Annotated in this window: 13 protein-coding genes and 1 pseudogene; 7 read left to right on the top strand and 7 right to left on the bottom strand. The window is 69.0% G+C overall.

Going from position 1 to position 15,501, the window contains the following annotated elements; genetic code table 11:
* Positions 1-19 precede the first annotated feature (19 nt).
* Positions 20-763, top strand: coding sequence for a pteridine reductase (locus tag BMZ38_RS12055; RefSeq protein ID WP_091337835.1), 744 nt, complete (start codon positions 20-22; stop codon positions 761-763).
* 45 nt (positions 764-808) lie between these two features.
* Here BMZ38_RS12055 and BMZ38_RS12060 read toward each other — a convergent pair whose 3' ends face one another.
* The 5 genes from BMZ38_RS12060 to tsaD form a co-directional block, all read right to left on the bottom strand.
* Positions 809-1,663, bottom strand: a complete 855-nt coding sequence (locus tag BMZ38_RS12060) for a DUF6159 family protein (protein ID WP_091337838.1) — start codon at positions 1,661-1,663, stop codon at positions 809-811.
* 78 nt (positions 1,664-1,741) lie between these two features.
* Positions 1,742-2,224: a 2-amino-4-hydroxy-6-hydroxymethyldihydropteridine diphosphokinase gene (gene folK / locus BMZ38_RS12065; protein ID WP_091338369.1), complete on the bottom strand. Its 483-nt coding sequence runs from the start codon at positions 2,222-2,224 to the stop codon at positions 1,742-1,744.
* A gap of 5 nt (positions 2,225-2,229) precedes the next feature.
* Complete coding sequence (locus tag BMZ38_RS12070) at positions 2,230-3,483, bottom strand: mechanosensitive ion channel family protein (RefSeq protein ID WP_091337842.1); 1,254 nt, start codon at positions 3,481-3,483, stop codon at positions 2,230-2,232.
* 85 nt (positions 3,484-3,568) lie between these two features.
* Positions 3,569-3,928, bottom strand: a complete 360-nt coding sequence (gene folB, locus BMZ38_RS12075) for a dihydroneopterin aldolase (RefSeq protein ID WP_091337846.1) — start codon at positions 3,926-3,928, stop codon at positions 3,569-3,571.
* Positions 3,929-4,020: 92 nt separating this feature from the next.
* Entirely contained in the window at positions 4,021-5,082 is a 1,062-nt protein-coding gene (gene tsaD / locus BMZ38_RS12080; RefSeq protein WP_175483768.1) for a tRNA (adenosine(37)-N6)-threonylcarbamoyltransferase complex transferase subunit TsaD, read from the bottom strand.
* A gap of 72 nt (positions 5,083-5,154) precedes the next feature.
* Here tsaD and rpsU point away from each other — a divergent pair, with 72 nt between their 5' ends.
* The 6 genes and pseudogenes from rpsU to BMZ38_RS12110 all read left to right on the top strand — a co-directional run bounded on the left by rpsU (position 5,155) and on the right by BMZ38_RS12110 (position 9,993).
* Positions 5,155-5,370: a 30S ribosomal protein S21 gene (gene rpsU / locus BMZ38_RS12085; RefSeq protein ID WP_055999514.1), complete on the top strand. Its 216-nt coding sequence runs from the start codon at positions 5,155-5,157 to the stop codon at positions 5,368-5,370.
* A gap of 103 nt (positions 5,371-5,473) precedes the next feature.
* Positions 5,474-5,920: a GatB/YqeY domain-containing protein gene (locus BMZ38_RS12090; RefSeq protein ID WP_091337850.1), complete on the top strand. Its 447-nt coding sequence runs from the start codon at positions 5,474-5,476 to the stop codon at positions 5,918-5,920.
* A 250-nt stretch (positions 5,921-6,170) separates the two neighbouring features.
* Positions 6,171-6,341, top strand: a complete 171-nt coding sequence (locus BMZ38_RS12095) for a DUF1328 domain-containing protein (protein WP_091337853.1) — start codon at positions 6,171-6,173, stop codon at positions 6,339-6,341.
* 104 nt (positions 6,342-6,445) lie between these two features.
* Positions 6,446-8,242 carry a DNA primase gene (locus BMZ38_RS12100; protein WP_091337855.1) on the top strand — a complete coding sequence of 599 codons (1,797 nt, stop codon included), beginning with the start codon at positions 6,446-6,448 and terminating at the stop codon, positions 8,240-8,242.
* 67 nt (positions 8,243-8,309) lie between these two features.
* The gene (locus BMZ38_RS12105; protein ID WP_091337858.1) at positions 8,310-8,933 is read left to right on the top strand and encodes a DedA family protein; all 624 of its coding nucleotides are present in this window, start codon (positions 8,310-8,312) and stop codon (positions 8,931-8,933) included.
* A gap of 51 nt (positions 8,934-8,984) precedes the next feature.
* Positions 8,985-9,993, top strand: a pseudogene (locus BMZ38_RS12110) (bile acid:sodium symporter family protein).
* Between the two features lie 47 nt (positions 9,994-10,040).
* On the opposite strand, the gene BMZ38_RS12115 reads toward BMZ38_RS12110, so the two are convergent.
* Both BMZ38_RS12115 and mgtA read right to left on the bottom strand, forming a co-directional pair.
* Entirely contained in the window at positions 10,041-12,494 is a 2,454-nt protein-coding gene (locus tag BMZ38_RS12115) for a CehA/McbA family metallohydrolase (RefSeq protein ID WP_091337861.1), read from the bottom strand.
* Between the two features lie 116 nt (positions 12,495-12,610).
* Positions 12,611-15,262 carry a magnesium-translocating P-type ATPase gene (gene mgtA, locus BMZ38_RS12120; RefSeq protein WP_091337865.1) on the bottom strand — a complete coding sequence of 884 codons (2,652 nt, stop codon included), beginning with the start codon at positions 15,260-15,262 and terminating at the stop codon, positions 12,611-12,613.
* Between the last annotated feature and the right edge of the window lie 239 nt (positions 15,263-15,501).

Consider the following 15,501-nt stretch of genomic DNA (forward strand, 5'->3'; position numbering starts at 1 on the left):
TTTGCGGCAAGCTCGCCGCATGGACACCGAACATCCACCCGTCGCACTGGTCACCGGCGGCGCCCGCCGCGTCGGCGCCGCCATCGCGCGCGCCCTGCACGCGGCCGGCTACGACCTGGCGCTGCACTACCGCCACTCCGCCGGCGACGCCGACGCCCTGATCGCGGAACTGGAGCGCGCCCGTCCCGGCAGCACGCTGGGTGTGCAGGCTGACCTGGCCGATCTGGCGCAGTTGCCGGCCCTGGTCGAACGGGTGACGGCACGCTTCGGCCGACTCGATGCGCTGGTCAACAACGCTTCGGCCTTCCACCCCACACCGATCGGCAGCGCCACGCCGGCGCAGTGGAACGAGTTGTTTGCGTCCAACGCGCAGGCGCCGTTCTTCCTGGTCCAGGCGGCCTGGCCGGCACTGCGCGAGGCGCGCGGCGCGGTAGTCAACCTGGTCGATATCTACGCTGAGCGCGCACTGCCGGGCCATCCGATCTACGTCATGGCCAAGGCCGCACTGGCCGCGATGACGCGCACGCTGGCGCAGGACCTGGCGCCACAGGTGCGCGTCAACGGCGTCGCACCCGGCGCCGTCATGTGGCCGGCGGAGGGCAAGGACTACGCCGATCGCGAGGCGCTGCTGGCGCGCACCCCGCTGCAGCGCGCCGGCACGCCGGAGGATGTCGCCTCCGCCGTGCTGTGGCTGCTGCGCGACGCGCCGTTCGTGACCGGACAGATCATCCGCGTCGACGGCGGTCGCACGCTTACCGTTTGATGGCGAATCGAAGCATGGCGGCGCCTCCGACGGGGGCGGGCCGTACTACTTCTTCGCGCGAAAGGCACCCTGCAGCAACGCCGGTTCGAACCCAGCGCCGGCCTCGCCACCCTCTGCATAGCGGTACAGCGCCGCAGCGTAGATGCCCTGCAGCGACGCCTGCACCAGGCTCAGCAGCACCAGTGCAACGACCACCACGACCACCGCCGTTACCAGCGCCGGCAACGAATGCAGTGCCACGGCGCCGCCGATCAGCAGCGCGCCCAGCAGCATGGCAAGCAAGGTGATCAATCCGGACGCCGCGCCCAGGCCCACGTTGCCGATCAGGTTCTCGCCCCAGGTGCGTTTGAGCAGTTCCACGCTGCGCTTGACCGCGTCCACCGGCCCCACGTCCTGGCTGGCCAGTACCGGCACCACCAGGAAGGTGGCCACGGTCCAGGCCAGGCCCAGCAGGCCGACCACCAGCCGCCCGAGCAACCCCAGCCGTTCCTGCAGCGCACGCAGGATCAGGCCCACGGTGGCGGCGATCAATGCGTAGCCAAGGATGCTCGCCCAGCGCGAACGCGCCAGCGCCAGGCCATCGGACAAGCGGGTCGGCTCGCCGCGCAGGTGGCGCAGCGCACAGCCAGCCAGCGCGGTGTTGAAGAACACGATCACGAAGTACTGCACGAGGTAGAAGGCGAACATCACCAGCCAGGTGACCGGCGACCAGCGATGGGCGTCGAACCTGCCGCCGTCGCTGGCGATCGCCGCCAGCGCCACCGGCACCAGGAAACTGGCCGCCACCACCAGCGAGCACAGCCCCGACAGCAGCGGAAAGGCCAGCAGGGCCTTGTCCGAGCGCAACACTGCGGCGCTTGCCTTCATCAACCCCCAACTGCGTGCGAACTTGCCGGCCATGCCCTTCCCCCTTCGGTCCGTGAATGCCAGGCGCCTTTCTAGCACCCGGCCGGCAGTGGCGACAGTGGCGTACGGGGCCTACAGGGGATACGCCTCGAGCGGCTCGCTTTGCTGCGCAAACGCCGCCCACAGGTCGGCCATGCTGCGCCCGCTCACCGGATGGCGCAGGTCCGGCGCAATGTCCGCCAGCGGACGCAGCACGAAGGCATGCTTCAGTTCACCACGCGGAACCTGCAGGTGACCGGGACCGTCGATGACGCGCTGGCCGTACAGCACGATGTCCACGTCGAGCGTGCGGTCCGAATAGCGCGGCACGTCGCGGCGCCGACCATGGCGATCCTCCAGCGCGTGCAGCCACTCGTTCAGCGCCTCGGGCTCCAGGTCGGTGTCGAGCGCCACGGCGAGGTTGACGAAGTCGGCGCCGTCGAAGCCGACCGCCCGGCTGCGGTACGCCGGCGACACGTCGATCGCGCCGAAGCGCGCACGCAGCTCATCCAGCGCCGCGCGCAGGTGGCGTTGCGGCTCGAGGTTGGAGCCCAGGCTCAGGTAGGCGCGGTCCATCGACGTCAGGCCCCGGCCCGCGCCGCGGCGCGCACGGGCGACGCGGCGGGCAGACCCCATCCCGCGCGCACGTCGTGCCCGGAGGGTTGCTGGTACAGCGCCAGGCCGAATTCCGGCAGCAGCGCGAACAGGTGGTCGAAGATGTCCGCCTGGATGCCCTCGTACTCGGCCCAGGCCACCGTGTCGGTGAAGCAGTACAGCTCCAGCGGGATCCCCTGCGGCCCGCTGGGCAGCTGGCGCACCATGCAGCTGAGGCCATGGTGGATTTGCGGATGGGTGTCCAGGTAGGCCTGCACGTAGGCGCGGAACGTGCCCAGGTTGGTCAGCCGGCGCCGGTTGCCCGGCACCGCGGCGGCCTCGCCCAGGCCCTGGTTCCACCGCGTCACGTCGCGCGTCTTCGCTGGCAGGTAGTTGGCCAGCAATGTCAGCCGGGACAGGCGCTCGATGGCCGCCTCGTCGAGGAAGTGCACGCTGGCCGCGTCGAGCGTCAATGCGCGCTTGATCCGCCGCCCGCCGGTCTCCTGCATGCCCCGCCAGTTCCTGTAGGAATCGGAGATCAGCCGCCAACTGGGGATGCTGGTGACGGTCTTGTCCCAGTTGCGCACCTTGACCGTATGCAGCGCGATGTCGATCACGTCGCCGTCCGCGTTGAGCTGTGGCATCTCGATCCAGTCGCCCACGCGCAGCATGTCGTTGGAGGACAGTTGCACGCCGGCGACGAAGCCCAGGATGGTGTCCTTGAAGATCAGCATGAGCACTGCCGACATCGCGCCCAGGCCGGACAGCAGCAGGCCGACCTGCTTGCCGGTGATCGCCGCGATCACCACCAGCGCGCCGACCAGGAACAGGCCCAGCTTGGCCAGCTGCACGACGCCCTTGATCGAACGCTGCTTCCCGGCCGGGGTCTGCCGGTAGACGTCCTCGGCGGCCGACAACGCGGCGTTGAGCGCCATCACCATGCACAGCACCAGCAGTGCGAGCATCGTCTTGCCGACAACCGCCTCGGCCGCTTCCGGCACGCCCGGCACCAGCGCGATGCCGTACTGCACGATCAGCGGCGTCACCAGCCGGGCCAACCAGCGGAAGGCACCGCGCCGCAGCAACGCATCGTCCCAGCGCCAGGCGGTGCGGCGGACCAAGCCTTGCGCCAGCCGCAGCAGCACGCGCCGGCAAAGTTCGCCGGCCAACCAGGCCAGCGACAGCAGCGCCAGTGCGCCGAGCAGGGTGCGCATCCAGGAAAGGCCGAGCAATTCGGTCATGGGCGTCGGGATTCCTCGATCAAGGCCCGGGGGAGTGCACGGCGACGCGTTCGAGCACGCTTGCGCCGCGGACACCGGCGAAGGATTACTGCGGACGCGTGCCGCGCTCGATGCGCACGCCGACCGCACGCGCGCCGCGCACGGCGCCCGGCTTGGACAGTTTCAGCCGAACCCAGCTCACGCCGAATTCCTCGCGGATGATCGCCGCGCAACGTTCGGCCAGCGTCTCGACCAGGCCGAAACTGGAGCCGCCTACGTACTCGATCAGCCGCTTGGAGACGTCCTTGTAGTTGAGCGTGTGCGCAATGTCGTCGCTTGCCGCCGGCGCGGTGTTGTCGAACGCCATCTCGATGTCGAACGCGAGCGTCTGCCGCACGCGACGTTCCCAGTCGTAGATGCCGATCACCGCGTCGATGCGCAGGTCTTCGATGAAAACGATGTCCATCGCGCCAGTTTAGGGCATGTTCGAACTCGCCCCGTGGGCGATCGCGGTACCGCATCGCGTGAATGCATGGCCGCCGCGCGCCAGGCGCGGCCCTAGACCGGTTGCAAGCCCTGCAGGTCCCAGCGCGGCGCCACCCGCACCGCCTCGTCCTGGCCCTGCCCCGCGGCCAGCCGGATCGCGCCGGCCAGCGCGATCATGGCGCCGTTGTCGGTGCAGAACTGCAGGCGCGGGAAGTAGGTGCGGAAACCATCCTGCTGCCCGGCAGCCGCCAGCGTCTCGCGCAGGCGCTTGTTGGCGCCCACGCCGCCGGCGATCACCAGCCGCCCTGTGCCGGTGGCCTCCAGCGCGCGGCGGCACTTGATCACCAGCGTGTCGACGATGGCTTCCTCGAAGCCGCGCGCGACGTCGGCGCGGGTCTGCTCGGACTGGTCCGACTGCTGCCAGGCCAGCAGCACCTGGGTCTTCAGGCCCGAAAAGCTGAAATCCAGCCCGGGCCGGTCGGTCATCGGGCGGGAGAAGCGGAACGCGCCGGCCCGGCCCTGCTCGGCCAGTTTCGCCAGCGCCGGGCCGCCGGGGTACGGCAGGCCCATCAGTTTGGCGGTCTTGTCGAAGGCCTCGCCGGCAGCGTCGTCCAGGGTGTCGCCCAGGATCCGGTAGCGGCCGATCGCCGCCACCTCGACCAGCATCGAATGTCCGCCAGACACCAGCAGCGCCACGAACGGCGGCTTGGGCGGATCGGCCTCCAGCAGCGGCGCCAGCAGGTGGCCTTCCATGTGGTGCACGCCGATCGCCGGCACGTCCAGCGCCCAGGCCATCGCCCGCGCAGCGGCCGCGCCCACCAGCAGCGCGCCGACCAGCCCGGGACCAGCGGTATAGGCCACGCCACCTAGGTCGGCCGGGGTCATGCCCGCCTGCGCCAGCGCCTCGCGCACCAGCGGCAGCAGCTTGCGCACGTGGTCGCGGCTGGCCAGTTCCGGCACCACGCCACCGTAGTCGGCATGCAGCTTGACCTGGCTGTAGAGGGCGTGGGCCAGCAAGCCGCTGCCGGGCGCCTCGGGCACCCAGCGCAGGATCGCCACGCCGGTCTCGTCGCAGGAGCTTTCCACCCCGAGGACGGGCTTGCTGGGCAGGTTTGAAAGTTGGCTGATATGCACGCTATACTTCGCGGCTCGCCCTATTCTCAAGGCGCGCCAGGTTGGCGGGCCAGTTTACCACCCGGAGTTTTCATGCCCAGCGTAAAAGTTCGCGAGAACGAGCCGTTCGAGCTTGCCCTGCGCCGTTTCAAGCGTACCTGTGAGAAGGCCGGCGTGCTCGCCGAGACCCGCAAGCGCGAGTTCTACGAGAAGCCGACCCAGGAGCGCAAGCGCAAGCGTGCTGCCGCGGTCAAGCGCCACCTGCGCCGCCTCTCGCGCGACGTTTCGCGCAAGACCCGGATGTACTGATCCCGTCGCCGCTGCGTAGCGCGCGGCACGGTAGTCGAGACATCCCGAGGCCGGTGTTGCCACGCATGGCGACACCGGCCTTTCGCGTTTCCGGAGACAGCCCATGAGCCTCAAGCAGCGGATTACCGACGACATGAAGGCCGCCATGCGCGGCGGCGAGAAGGACCGCCTGGCGGTGATCCGGCTGATTCTGGCCGCGATCAAGCAGCGCGAGGTGGACGAGCGCATCGAGCTGGACGAGGCGCAGACCCTCGCGGTGCTGGAGAAGATGCTCAAGCAGCGGCGCGATTCGATCGTGCAGTACGACGCCGCCGGGCGGGTCGACCTGGCCGACGTCGAACGCGCCGAGATGGTCGTGATCGAGGCCTACCTACCGGCCAAGCTCACCGCGACGGAGGTCGACGCGCTCATCGACGCGGCCATCACGCAGACCGGCGCCAGCTCGCCGCGCGACATGGGCAAGGTGGTCGCTGCGGTCAAGCAGCAGGCCGCCGGGCGTGCCGACATGGCACAGGTATCGGCGCGGATCAAGGCGCGCCTGGGCGGTTGACGCCCGCTCCTCTCCCCGCGGAGAGGAGCGGGGTGAGAGCCGGGCTCGCCGGAACGTCGAGCCATCACACAGCCCCCTGCAAGATCGCCCACTCACCCCAGCCTTCTCCCCGGAGGGGGAGGGAGCAAGAACGCCCTCACGCCGCACACAGCGAGCTGATGCGTAGCTTTCACGCCCCACCGCATACAACATCCGGGCGCCGCCTGATCGGAGGCATCCGCCCCCGGCCGCGCGGCGAGGGAGAAGCGGCATGCTCAAGTGGGCCATCATTTTCGCCATCATCTCGCTGGTCACCGGCTGGCTCGGTTTCGGCGGTATATCGGGCATTACTGCGACCATTGCCAAGGTGCTGTTCGCGATCTTCGTGATCCTTTTCATCATTGCCCTGCTGGCGGTGATCGGCGTCTTCCACATCCTGTAGAGCGGGAAGACCTCGCCACGCGCATTGCGCTAGGTGGTCATGCCACCCAACGCAACGTCGCAGGCGCCCCGGAACCCGGGCGCAGGCCCTAGACTAGGCCGTCTATGCGCGGCCGTATTCCCGACAGCTTCATCGACGAACTGCTCGCCCGCGTCGACATCGTCGACGTGATCGAGCGGCGCGTGCCGCTGAAGAAGGCCGGGCGCGAATGGACCGCCTGCTGCCCGTTCCACAACGAGCGTTCGCCCTCGTTCTACGTCAGTCCCGCCAAGCAGTTCTTCCATTGCTTCGGCTGCGGCGCGCACGGCAGCGCGGTGAAGTTCCTGATGGATTACGAGCGCCTCGAGTTTCCCGATGCCGTGGAGGAACTGGCCCAGTCGGTCGGCCTGGCCGTGCCGCGCGAGGGGGGCCGCGAAGCGGCGCCGCGCGAGGACAAGGGCGACCTCTACGCGCTGCTCGACAGCGCCGCGCGCTGGTACGAGAACGAGCTTCCCGGCAACGGCGAGGCGCAGGCCTACTGCCGCAGGCGCGGCCTGGATGCCGATACCATCGCGCGCTTCCGCCTGGGCTGGGCGCCGGCCGGCTACGACGGCCTGATCAAGGCCCTCGGCGGCAGCGACCGGCGCATGCAGCTGCTCACCGAAGCCGGCATGGTCGCCACCGGCGAGCGCGGCCACCGCTACGACCGCTTCCGCGAGCGGCTGATGTTTCCGATCCTCGACCGCCGGGGTCGCGTCATTGCCTTCGGCGGACGAGTGCTGAGAGGTTCTTCGAGCGCGAGTCCTTCGCGCGAAGATCAAGAAGCAGGCATCCCTGCCCGCACTCCTGAAAAAAGCTCCCCCAAATATCTGAACTCGCCCGAGACGCCGTTGTTCCACAAGGGCCGCGAGCTGTTCGCGCTGTGGCAGGTCAAGCAGGCCAACAGCAGCCTGCAGCGGATCGTCGTGGTCGAGGGCTACATGGACGTGATCGCGCTGCACCAGGCGGGCCTGCCGATCGCGGTGGCGACGCTCGGCACCGCGACCACGCCCGAACACACCGAAGTGCTGTTCCGCGCCGCACCCGACGTGGTGTTCTGCTTCGACGGCGACCGCGCCGGCCGCGCCGCCGCATGGAAGGCGCTGGACGCGGCGCTGCCGCGGTTGCGTGATGGCCGGCAGGCTTTCTTCCTTTTCCTGCCCGACGGCGAGGATCCGGACTCGCTCGTGCGCAAGGAGGGCAAGGAGGGCTTCGAGAAGCGCCTGAAGGGGGCCACGCCGCTGTCGGATTATTTCTTCGGCGAGCTCGCGCACGACGTCGACACCGGCAGCCTCGACGGCCGCGCGCGACTGGCCGAGCGCGCACGGCCGCTGATCGCCAAGCTGCCCGACGGCGCCTTCCGCGACCTGATGGCGCAGGAGCTGGAAAAGCGTACCGGCGCGCGCGCCAACGTGCCGGCCGAACCGGCCGCGCGACGCGCCGTGCAGCGGCCGGTGGCGGTACAGCGCTCGCTGGTGCGCAGCGCCATCGCATTGCTGCTGGCCCAGCCGGGCGTGGCCGAGCTGGTCGAGCCGCCCTACCGCTTTTTGCGCCTGGACAAGCCGGGGGTGGCGCTATTGGCCGAACTGATCGACCTGTGCCGCACGCGACCGGGTATCAATCCGGCGATGCTGGTCGAGCACTTCGCCGAGCGGTCCGAGTATCCGGCGCTGCAGAAGCTGATGGCGGCGATGGTGGTGGGCGAGCCGGAGGCGCAGCGTGCGGAATTCCTCGATGCGCTGGCGCGGATGGAAGACCAGGCCGTCGCGCTGCGCCGCGAGGCGCTCACGGCCAAGCACCGCGAAGGCACGCTGAGCAGCGCCGAGAAGGCCGAGCTGCGCGAACTGCTGGCGGCACGACGCTCCTCTGCCGCCCAGGGTTGATCGATGGGTGTCGTTTCCTGGCGCGTGCGCCATCACATTCCGATGCGCGTGCCAGTCAGGATGGCCGATGCCGTTGCTTGAACGGCTGATCTTGCTGTTCGCCGAAAGCGGCTACCTAGCGGTGTTCGCCGCATTGCTGCTGTGCGGTGCCGGCGCGCCGCTGCCGGAGGACATCACGCTGGTTGCCGGCGGCGTGATCGCCGGGCTGGGTTATGCCAACGTACACGTGATGGCGGCGGTCGCGCTGGTCGGCGTGCTGGCCGGCGATGCGGCGATGTTCCTGCTCGGCCATCGGCACGGCGCGCGCATCATGCAATGGCCGCTGGTGGCGCGGCTGCTCACGCTCGCGCGCTACGCGCGGGTGCAGGAGAGGTTCACCCGCTACGGCAATCGCCTGCTGTTCCTCGCGCGATTCCTGCCCGGCATGCGCACGGCGGTCTACGTCACCGCGGGAGCCACGCATCGCGTGTCGTTCCTGCGTTTCCTGCTGCTCGACGGCCTGGCCGCACTGATCAGCGTGCCGGTCTGGGTGTACCTGGGCTACGTCGGCGCCAACAACCGCGAATGGCTGGCGACGTGGATCGGTCGCGGCCAGCACGGGCTGTGGATCCTCGCCGGTGCTGCCGCGCTGGTTGCGCTGGCGCTGTGGTGGTGCCGGCGCCGCCGCGCGCGCCGCGGCATCCACGGCTGAGCCGCGGGACGGACCACTACCATCGCCCGCTTCACCGCCTCGCCCCAGTCCATGTCCCCTGCCTTCCTGCGCCGGCTGCTGCCGGACGGTTTCACCCTCGCGCTGCTCGCGGCGGTCGGCCTGGCTACCGTGCTGCCGTGCCGTGGCGACGCGGCGCTGTGGCTGGACCGGCTCACCGATGCGGCGATCATGCTGTTGTTCTTCCTGCATGGGGCCAAGCTGTCGCGCGAGGCGATCGTGCACGGCGCGACGCACTGGCGGCTGCACCTGGCAGTGTTCGCCAGCACCTTCGTGCTGTTCCCGCTGCTGGGCTGGCTGTTGGGACCGCTGTCGCGCGTGCTGCTCACGCCGCCGCTGGCGCTGGGCATGTTGTTTGTCTGCACGCTACCGTCCACGGTGCAGTCGTCGATTGCTTTCACTTCGATCGCCGGCGGCAATGTCCCGGCCGCGGTGGTGAGCGCCTCGCTGTCGAGCCTGGTCGGGATCGTGCTGACGCCGGTGCTGGTCGAGCTGCTGCTGGCCACGCACGGCGTGCCACACGCCCGGCGCCGCCGGGGTGTGGCAGATCGCCAGGCTGCTGCTGTTGCCGTTTGCCGCCGGCCATCTGTTGCGGCCGTGGATCGGCGGCCGGGTCGACCGGCACCGCGCGCTGCTCGGGCTGACCGACCGTGGCACGATCCTGCTGGTGGTCCACGCGGCGTTCGGCGAGGCGGTGGCCGAAGGCTTGTGGGGCGCAACCGCGCCGCTGGCACTCGTGGCCACGCTGGGCATGGGCGCGTTGCTGCTGGCGCTGGCGCTCGCCTGCACCGCCGCGGCCGGGCGGCTGCTCGGCTTCGCCCGGGCCGACCGCATCACGCTGGTGTTCTGCGGCTCGAAGAAGAGCCTGGCCAGCGGCGTGCCGATGGCCAGGATCCTGTTCGCCAGCCAGGCGGGCGGACTCGGCGCGGTGCTGTTGCCGTTGATGATCTTCCACCAGTTGCAGCTGATGGTGTGCGCGGTGCTGGCACGGCGGTACACGGCGCGAGCGGCGACCCCGTCCCCGCCCGCACCCTCCCCCTGAGACGAATGCCAGGTCGATCGTCCCGCCCTCGCCGGACCTTTAGCGCATCACTGCACCTTCACCGCCACGTCGTCCACCACGAACGAGGTCTGCGCGCTGCTGTCCTCGGTGCCGTAGAAATTGACCTGCACGGTCTGGCCCTTGTAGCCGTCCAGGCTGAGCGTGTGGTGCTGGTATCCGCTGGCGGCGTCCTTGTTGGAGAAAGTGGCCAGCGTGACGTACTTGCCGGTGGAGGTGATCAACTGCACCTGCAGCGTGTCATAGGCCGTGCTGGTGCCTTCGGCGCTGTCCACGTGCAGGTAGAAGTCCAGCGTCGCGCTCGTCGCGGTGGGGGGAATGCTCACCGGCTGCCGCACGTAGTCGTTGTGGCTGCTGCCGTAGCCGTCCAGCCACGCCTTCCAGCTGCCGGCATGAGCCGGTTCGCTACTGTCGTTGGTGATCACGCCGCTGGTCTGCGTCCAGGCAGTGGCACCGCTCTCGAAATCCCCATTGACCAGCAGCTGGCTGCTGCCGCCACCGCTGCCGTTGGCCACGCTGAAGCCGACAGTGGCGCTGCTGCCGACGTTGGCCGCCGCGTCGTAAGCCTTGGCGATGAGCGTATGCGAGCCATCGGCCAGCGTGGTCGAATCGAGGCTGGCCTGGTAGGGCGCGTTGCTGTCGGTGGCCTTCAGTGCACCGTCGACGTAGAACTCGACGCGGCTGACGCCGACGTCGTCGCTCGCGTTCGCGGCCAGCGAGATGGTGCCCGCGCTGCCGCTTTCCGAGGCATTGACCGTCGGTGGCGTGGTGTCGCCGCTGCCGCCACCGCCGCCGCTGCCCTGGGTCACCCACACCGGCGCCGACCACAGCCGGTTGCCGTCGGCCTGGGTGATCTTGGCGTAGTAGAAGTGATCACCCGTAGTCGGCGTGATCGTGGTGCTCGCGGTTTCCGACAGCTCGCTCACCGTGCCGTTGCTGCCGGGAACGCCCTGGAAGACCTGCACGCGCTGCGCGGTGTCGCCGGCGGTGCTGGCGTAGTCGACGGTAAGCGTGAGCGGGCCGGTGTTGCTGAAACGCTCACCCATCACGTGGCCGTTGGCGCTCAACACGATCTGCCCGGCCTTGTCCTCGGTGGCGAACACGCGCCGCGCGCGCAGCGCATCGAGGAAGCTGGCCAGGCTGAGCGCGGTGCCGCTGGGAATGAGCACGCCGGTTCGGTTGGTGTAGCTCGCGCCCCAGTTGGCGCAATGGTTGTCCTGGTCGGAACCGGGCGCCACGTGGTAGCCGCGTTCGAGGATGGTGTTGAAGGCGGTTTCGTAGTTGGGCCGCGAGGTCTCGGTCTCGCTGGTGTTGACCGAGAAGGCCGAGCTGTTGAGCACCTCGGCCAGCACCATCACGGCATCGCCGTCGGCGGTATAGCCGAAGTTGCTGCCGTTGACCACGAACTGGCCGCTGGAGGCTGGATGGTTGAACTGGCCGATCCAGCCGTGCTGGCGCATCAGCGTATACAACGAGCCATAGTCGCCCTTGGCGATGTAGTAGTCGCCGATCAGCTGCCCGGCGCTGTTCTTCTCCCATTCGATCAGGCCGTCGGCGTTGAAGATGTTCATGTGCCCGCCGTTGCTGATCACGCCCCATTCCTGGCCGTACACCGCGAGGAAGTTCGGGTGCGCGGCACGGAACGAGGATGCCGCCTGCAGGCCCGAAGCGAACAGGTTCCTGGCCGTGGCCGGGTTGGCCGAGGTATTGGTGCCGGTCGAGCCGTCGAACATGTGGTTGTGCTCGGAGGTCATCAGCATGTCCAGGCCACGGTTCATGGCGTACTGGTAGGCATCGGCGGGGCCATAGGCGCTGCTTTGCGGTGGCTGCTCGCCGTGGCAGGTGGCCAGGTCGCCGCCGCCATCGCTGTGGTTGGTCTGGCTGTGCAGGTCGCCGTAGTAGATCGTGTACGGCAGCGAGCCGGCACTGACCGACTGCGCCTGTAGCGTGGCGTGGCGCGGCAGGGCGTGGAACGAAGGCATCGCGGCCGGCGCTACCGCACCGACCTGGATGTCGTAGCGCTGTTCGTCGACCTGTTCCGGCGCACGGTTGGCGGCCAGCGCGAGCGCTTGGTCGGCCAGGCCCGTACCGAGGCGGCGGGCATTGGCTTCATCCAGCGCGATCGCACGCAGGCGCACGGTGTAGTAGCCGGGGGCCAATGCCCGATGCCGGCTGTCGTAGCCATCCCAGTTCACGCCCGCCTGCGCGGTGCGCTGCTGCAGCACGGTGTGGCCCTGCCAGGCGCGACGCACCCGACCCTGCCGGTCGAGTATGGCCACTTCCCATGCCACCGGCGTGCCGGGCGTGGCGGCCGGGTACTCGAAGTGCAGGGTGATCGGCCGCGACGCCTCGGCACGGAACGGCACCTGCAGCGCCGCGTCGAATTCCTGGTGGTCGGGAAGCGTCATCCCCGCCCATGCGGGCATGCCGCAGGCAAGGCCCGCCAGCATCAGCCCGCGGACCGTCAATGTCTTCACTTGCATGTTGAACCCCTACAGGTTTGTAAGGATTCCCCCCGCGGCTTTTATAGCCATCGGCCGATGGCATGGGTATGACCAAAATTCGTAGTGGCCGCGGCGCGAGTCCTGCGCGCCGGGTGCTACAGCCAGCGCCCGTAGCGGCGCATGTAGAGGTGCTTCACCAGTTGCGTCAGCCCGGCATAGCAAAGCAGCGTCAGCGCCAGCCAACCGAAATACGCGAATGGCAACGCGGTCATGCCCAGCTTCCCGCCCAAGGGACTGAACGGAATGAACAGGCCGATCGCGGCGATCGCCGCGGTCAGCGCCAGCACGGGTGCGGCAGCGGCGCTCTGCAGAAACGGAATCCGGCGCGTGCGGATCATGTGCACGATCAGCGTCTGCGAAAGCAGGCCCTCGACGAACCAGCCGGACTGGAACAGCGACTGGTGCGCCGGACCGTTGGCGCCGAACACGTGCCACAGAACCCAGAACGTGGTGAGGTCGAAGATCGAGCTGACCGGTCCGATCCACGCCATGAAACGCCCGATGTCGCTGGCATCCCACTGGCGCGGGCGGCGCAGGTATTCCTCGTCCATGCGGTCGAACGGGATCGCCAGCTGCGAGATGTCGTAGAGCAGGTTCTGTACCAGCAGCTGCAGCGGAAGCATGGGCAGGAACGGCAGGAAGGCGCTGGCCACCAGCACGCTGAACACGTTGCCGAAGTTCGAGCTGGCGGTCATCTTGATGTACTTCATCACGTTGCCGAAGGTGATCCGCCCTTCGATCACGCCTTCCTCGAGCACCATCAGGTTCTTCTCGAGCAGGATGATGTCGGCCGATTCCTTGGCGATGTCGGTGGCGCTGTCGACCGAGATGCCCACGTCTGCCTCGCGCAACGCCGGGGCGTCGTTGATGCCGTCGCCCAGGAAGCCGACGGTGTGGCCGCGGCGCTGCAGCGATTTGACCACCCGCGCCTTCTGCAGCGGCGACATCTTTGCGAACACGGTGGTGCGCACGACCATCGCATCGAGCGCGTCGTCGTCGAGCGCCTCGACGTCGCGGCCTTGCGCCGAGTGGGTCACTTCCAGCCCGACCTCGCGACAGATCTTGCGCGTCACCGCTTCGTTGTCGCCGGTGATCACCTTGACCGCCACGCCGTGCTCGCGCAGCGCGGCGATCGCGGTCGAGGCCGAATCCTTGGGCGGATCGAGGAAGGCCAGGCAGCCGATCGCGGTAAGGCCGGCCTCGTCGACCAGGCCATAGGCGCGCCCGGTCGGGTTCTCGCGCTTGATCGCAACGACCAGCACGCGCAGGCCGTCCTCGTTGAGGCGCCGCGTCATTGCGCGGATCTCCGCGCGGCGCGCGTCGTCGAGCGTGGTGTCGATCCCGTCAAGGCGCGCGGCCGTGCAGATGGCGAGCATCTCCTCGACCGCGCCCTTGCACACCAGCAGGTGCTGACCGTCGCTGCCGGCGAGCACCACCGACATGCGCCGGCGCTGGAAATCGAACGGGATCTCGTCGACCAGGCGGAAGCGCGAGGACATCGGCTCGAGATCGCGGTGGGCCAGCACCGCCTTGTCCATCAGGTTCCTCAGGCCGGTCTGGAAGCGGCTGTTGAGGTAGCCGAACTCCAGCGCCTCGTCGGACGCTTCGCCGTCCAGATCCAGGTGGCGCTCGAGCACGATCCTGTCGAGCGTGAGCGTGCCGGTCTTGTCGGTGCACAGCACGTCCATCGCGCCGAAGTTCTGGATCGCGTTCAGGCGCTTGACCACCACCTTGCGCTTGGACATCGCCAGCGCACCCTTGCCCAGGTTGGCGGTGACGATCAGCGGCAGCATCTCCGGCGTCAGGCCCACCGCGACCGATAGCGCGAACAGGAACGCCTGCAACCAGTCGTGCTTGTCCAGCCCGTTGATCAGGAACACCACCGGCACCATCACCGCCATGAAGCGGATCAGCAGCCAGCTGACCGAGCGCACGCCACGGTCGAAGCTGGTCTGCACGCGCTGGCCCGACAGGGTGTGCGCGAGCGAGCCCAGGTAGCTGCGCGCGCCGGTCGCCACCACCACGGCGGTCGCGGTGCCGCTGACCACGTTGGTGCCCATGTAGCAGACGCTGTTGAGCTCCAGCGGATGGCTGACGTCGGCGCCCACCATGTCGCGCGCGTTCGGCGCCGACTTCTCCACCGGCAGCGATTCGCCGGTCAGGATCGCCTGGCTGATGAACAGGTCCTTGGCCGAGATCAGCCGCAGGTCCGCCGGCACCATGTCGCCAGCGCCCAGGTGCACGATGTCGCCGGCGACCAGTTCTCCCACCGGCACCTCGATCCGCTCGCTGTGGCCATCGGCCGCGCGGCGGGTGACGGTGGCCGTGTTGCGCACCATCGCCTTGAGCTGCTCGGCGGCACGCGAGGAGCGGTACTCCTGGGTGAAACTCAGCAGCACGCTGATGCCGACCATCACCGCGATGATCACCGGTCCGGTGAGGTCGCCGCGGTCGGTCGCCAGTTGCACGGCCGCCAGCAACACCAGCACCGCGATGAAGGGGTTCTTGCAGGCGCGCGCCAGCTGGCGCGACCAGTGCGGCGGCTTCTCGTGGGATACCTCGTTGACCCCGTCGCGGTGCAGCCGCTCGGTGATCTGGTCTTCGTCGAGGCCGGCGGTGCTGGTATCGAGCGCGGCCAGCAACTCGTCGTTGCGGCTGAGCGCGTGGTCGGCGGCGACGACGCGCGCCGAGGCCGCGCTTCTGCCGGTCGCCCGTGCCGCGGCGGTCTGGAGGGTCTGCCTGATCATCTGTCCGCTTCCGTTTGTCGCTTCAACGCCCGGCGCGGCCCGTGACAGCCGCCCCTGCTATGCCACGCCCGGCCGTCCGCACGGCCGAACGGAACGCGGCACTGGCGGAGGCCAGCCCTTGCGAAGCGTACGCAGGATCATCCGTTCACCACGTGCGGCAGTGGCGGGGGCGGGAGCGTGTGTGGCACGGGACGACGGAGCTCGATCACCTCGGCGCTGGCCAGTGGCGCCGGAACAGT

It is taken from the genome of Frateuria terrea, from assembly GCF_900115705.1.
In the GTDB taxonomy this organism is placed as follows: Bacteria; Pseudomonadota; Gammaproteobacteria; order Xanthomonadales; family Rhodanobacteraceae; genus Frateuria_A; species Frateuria_A terrea.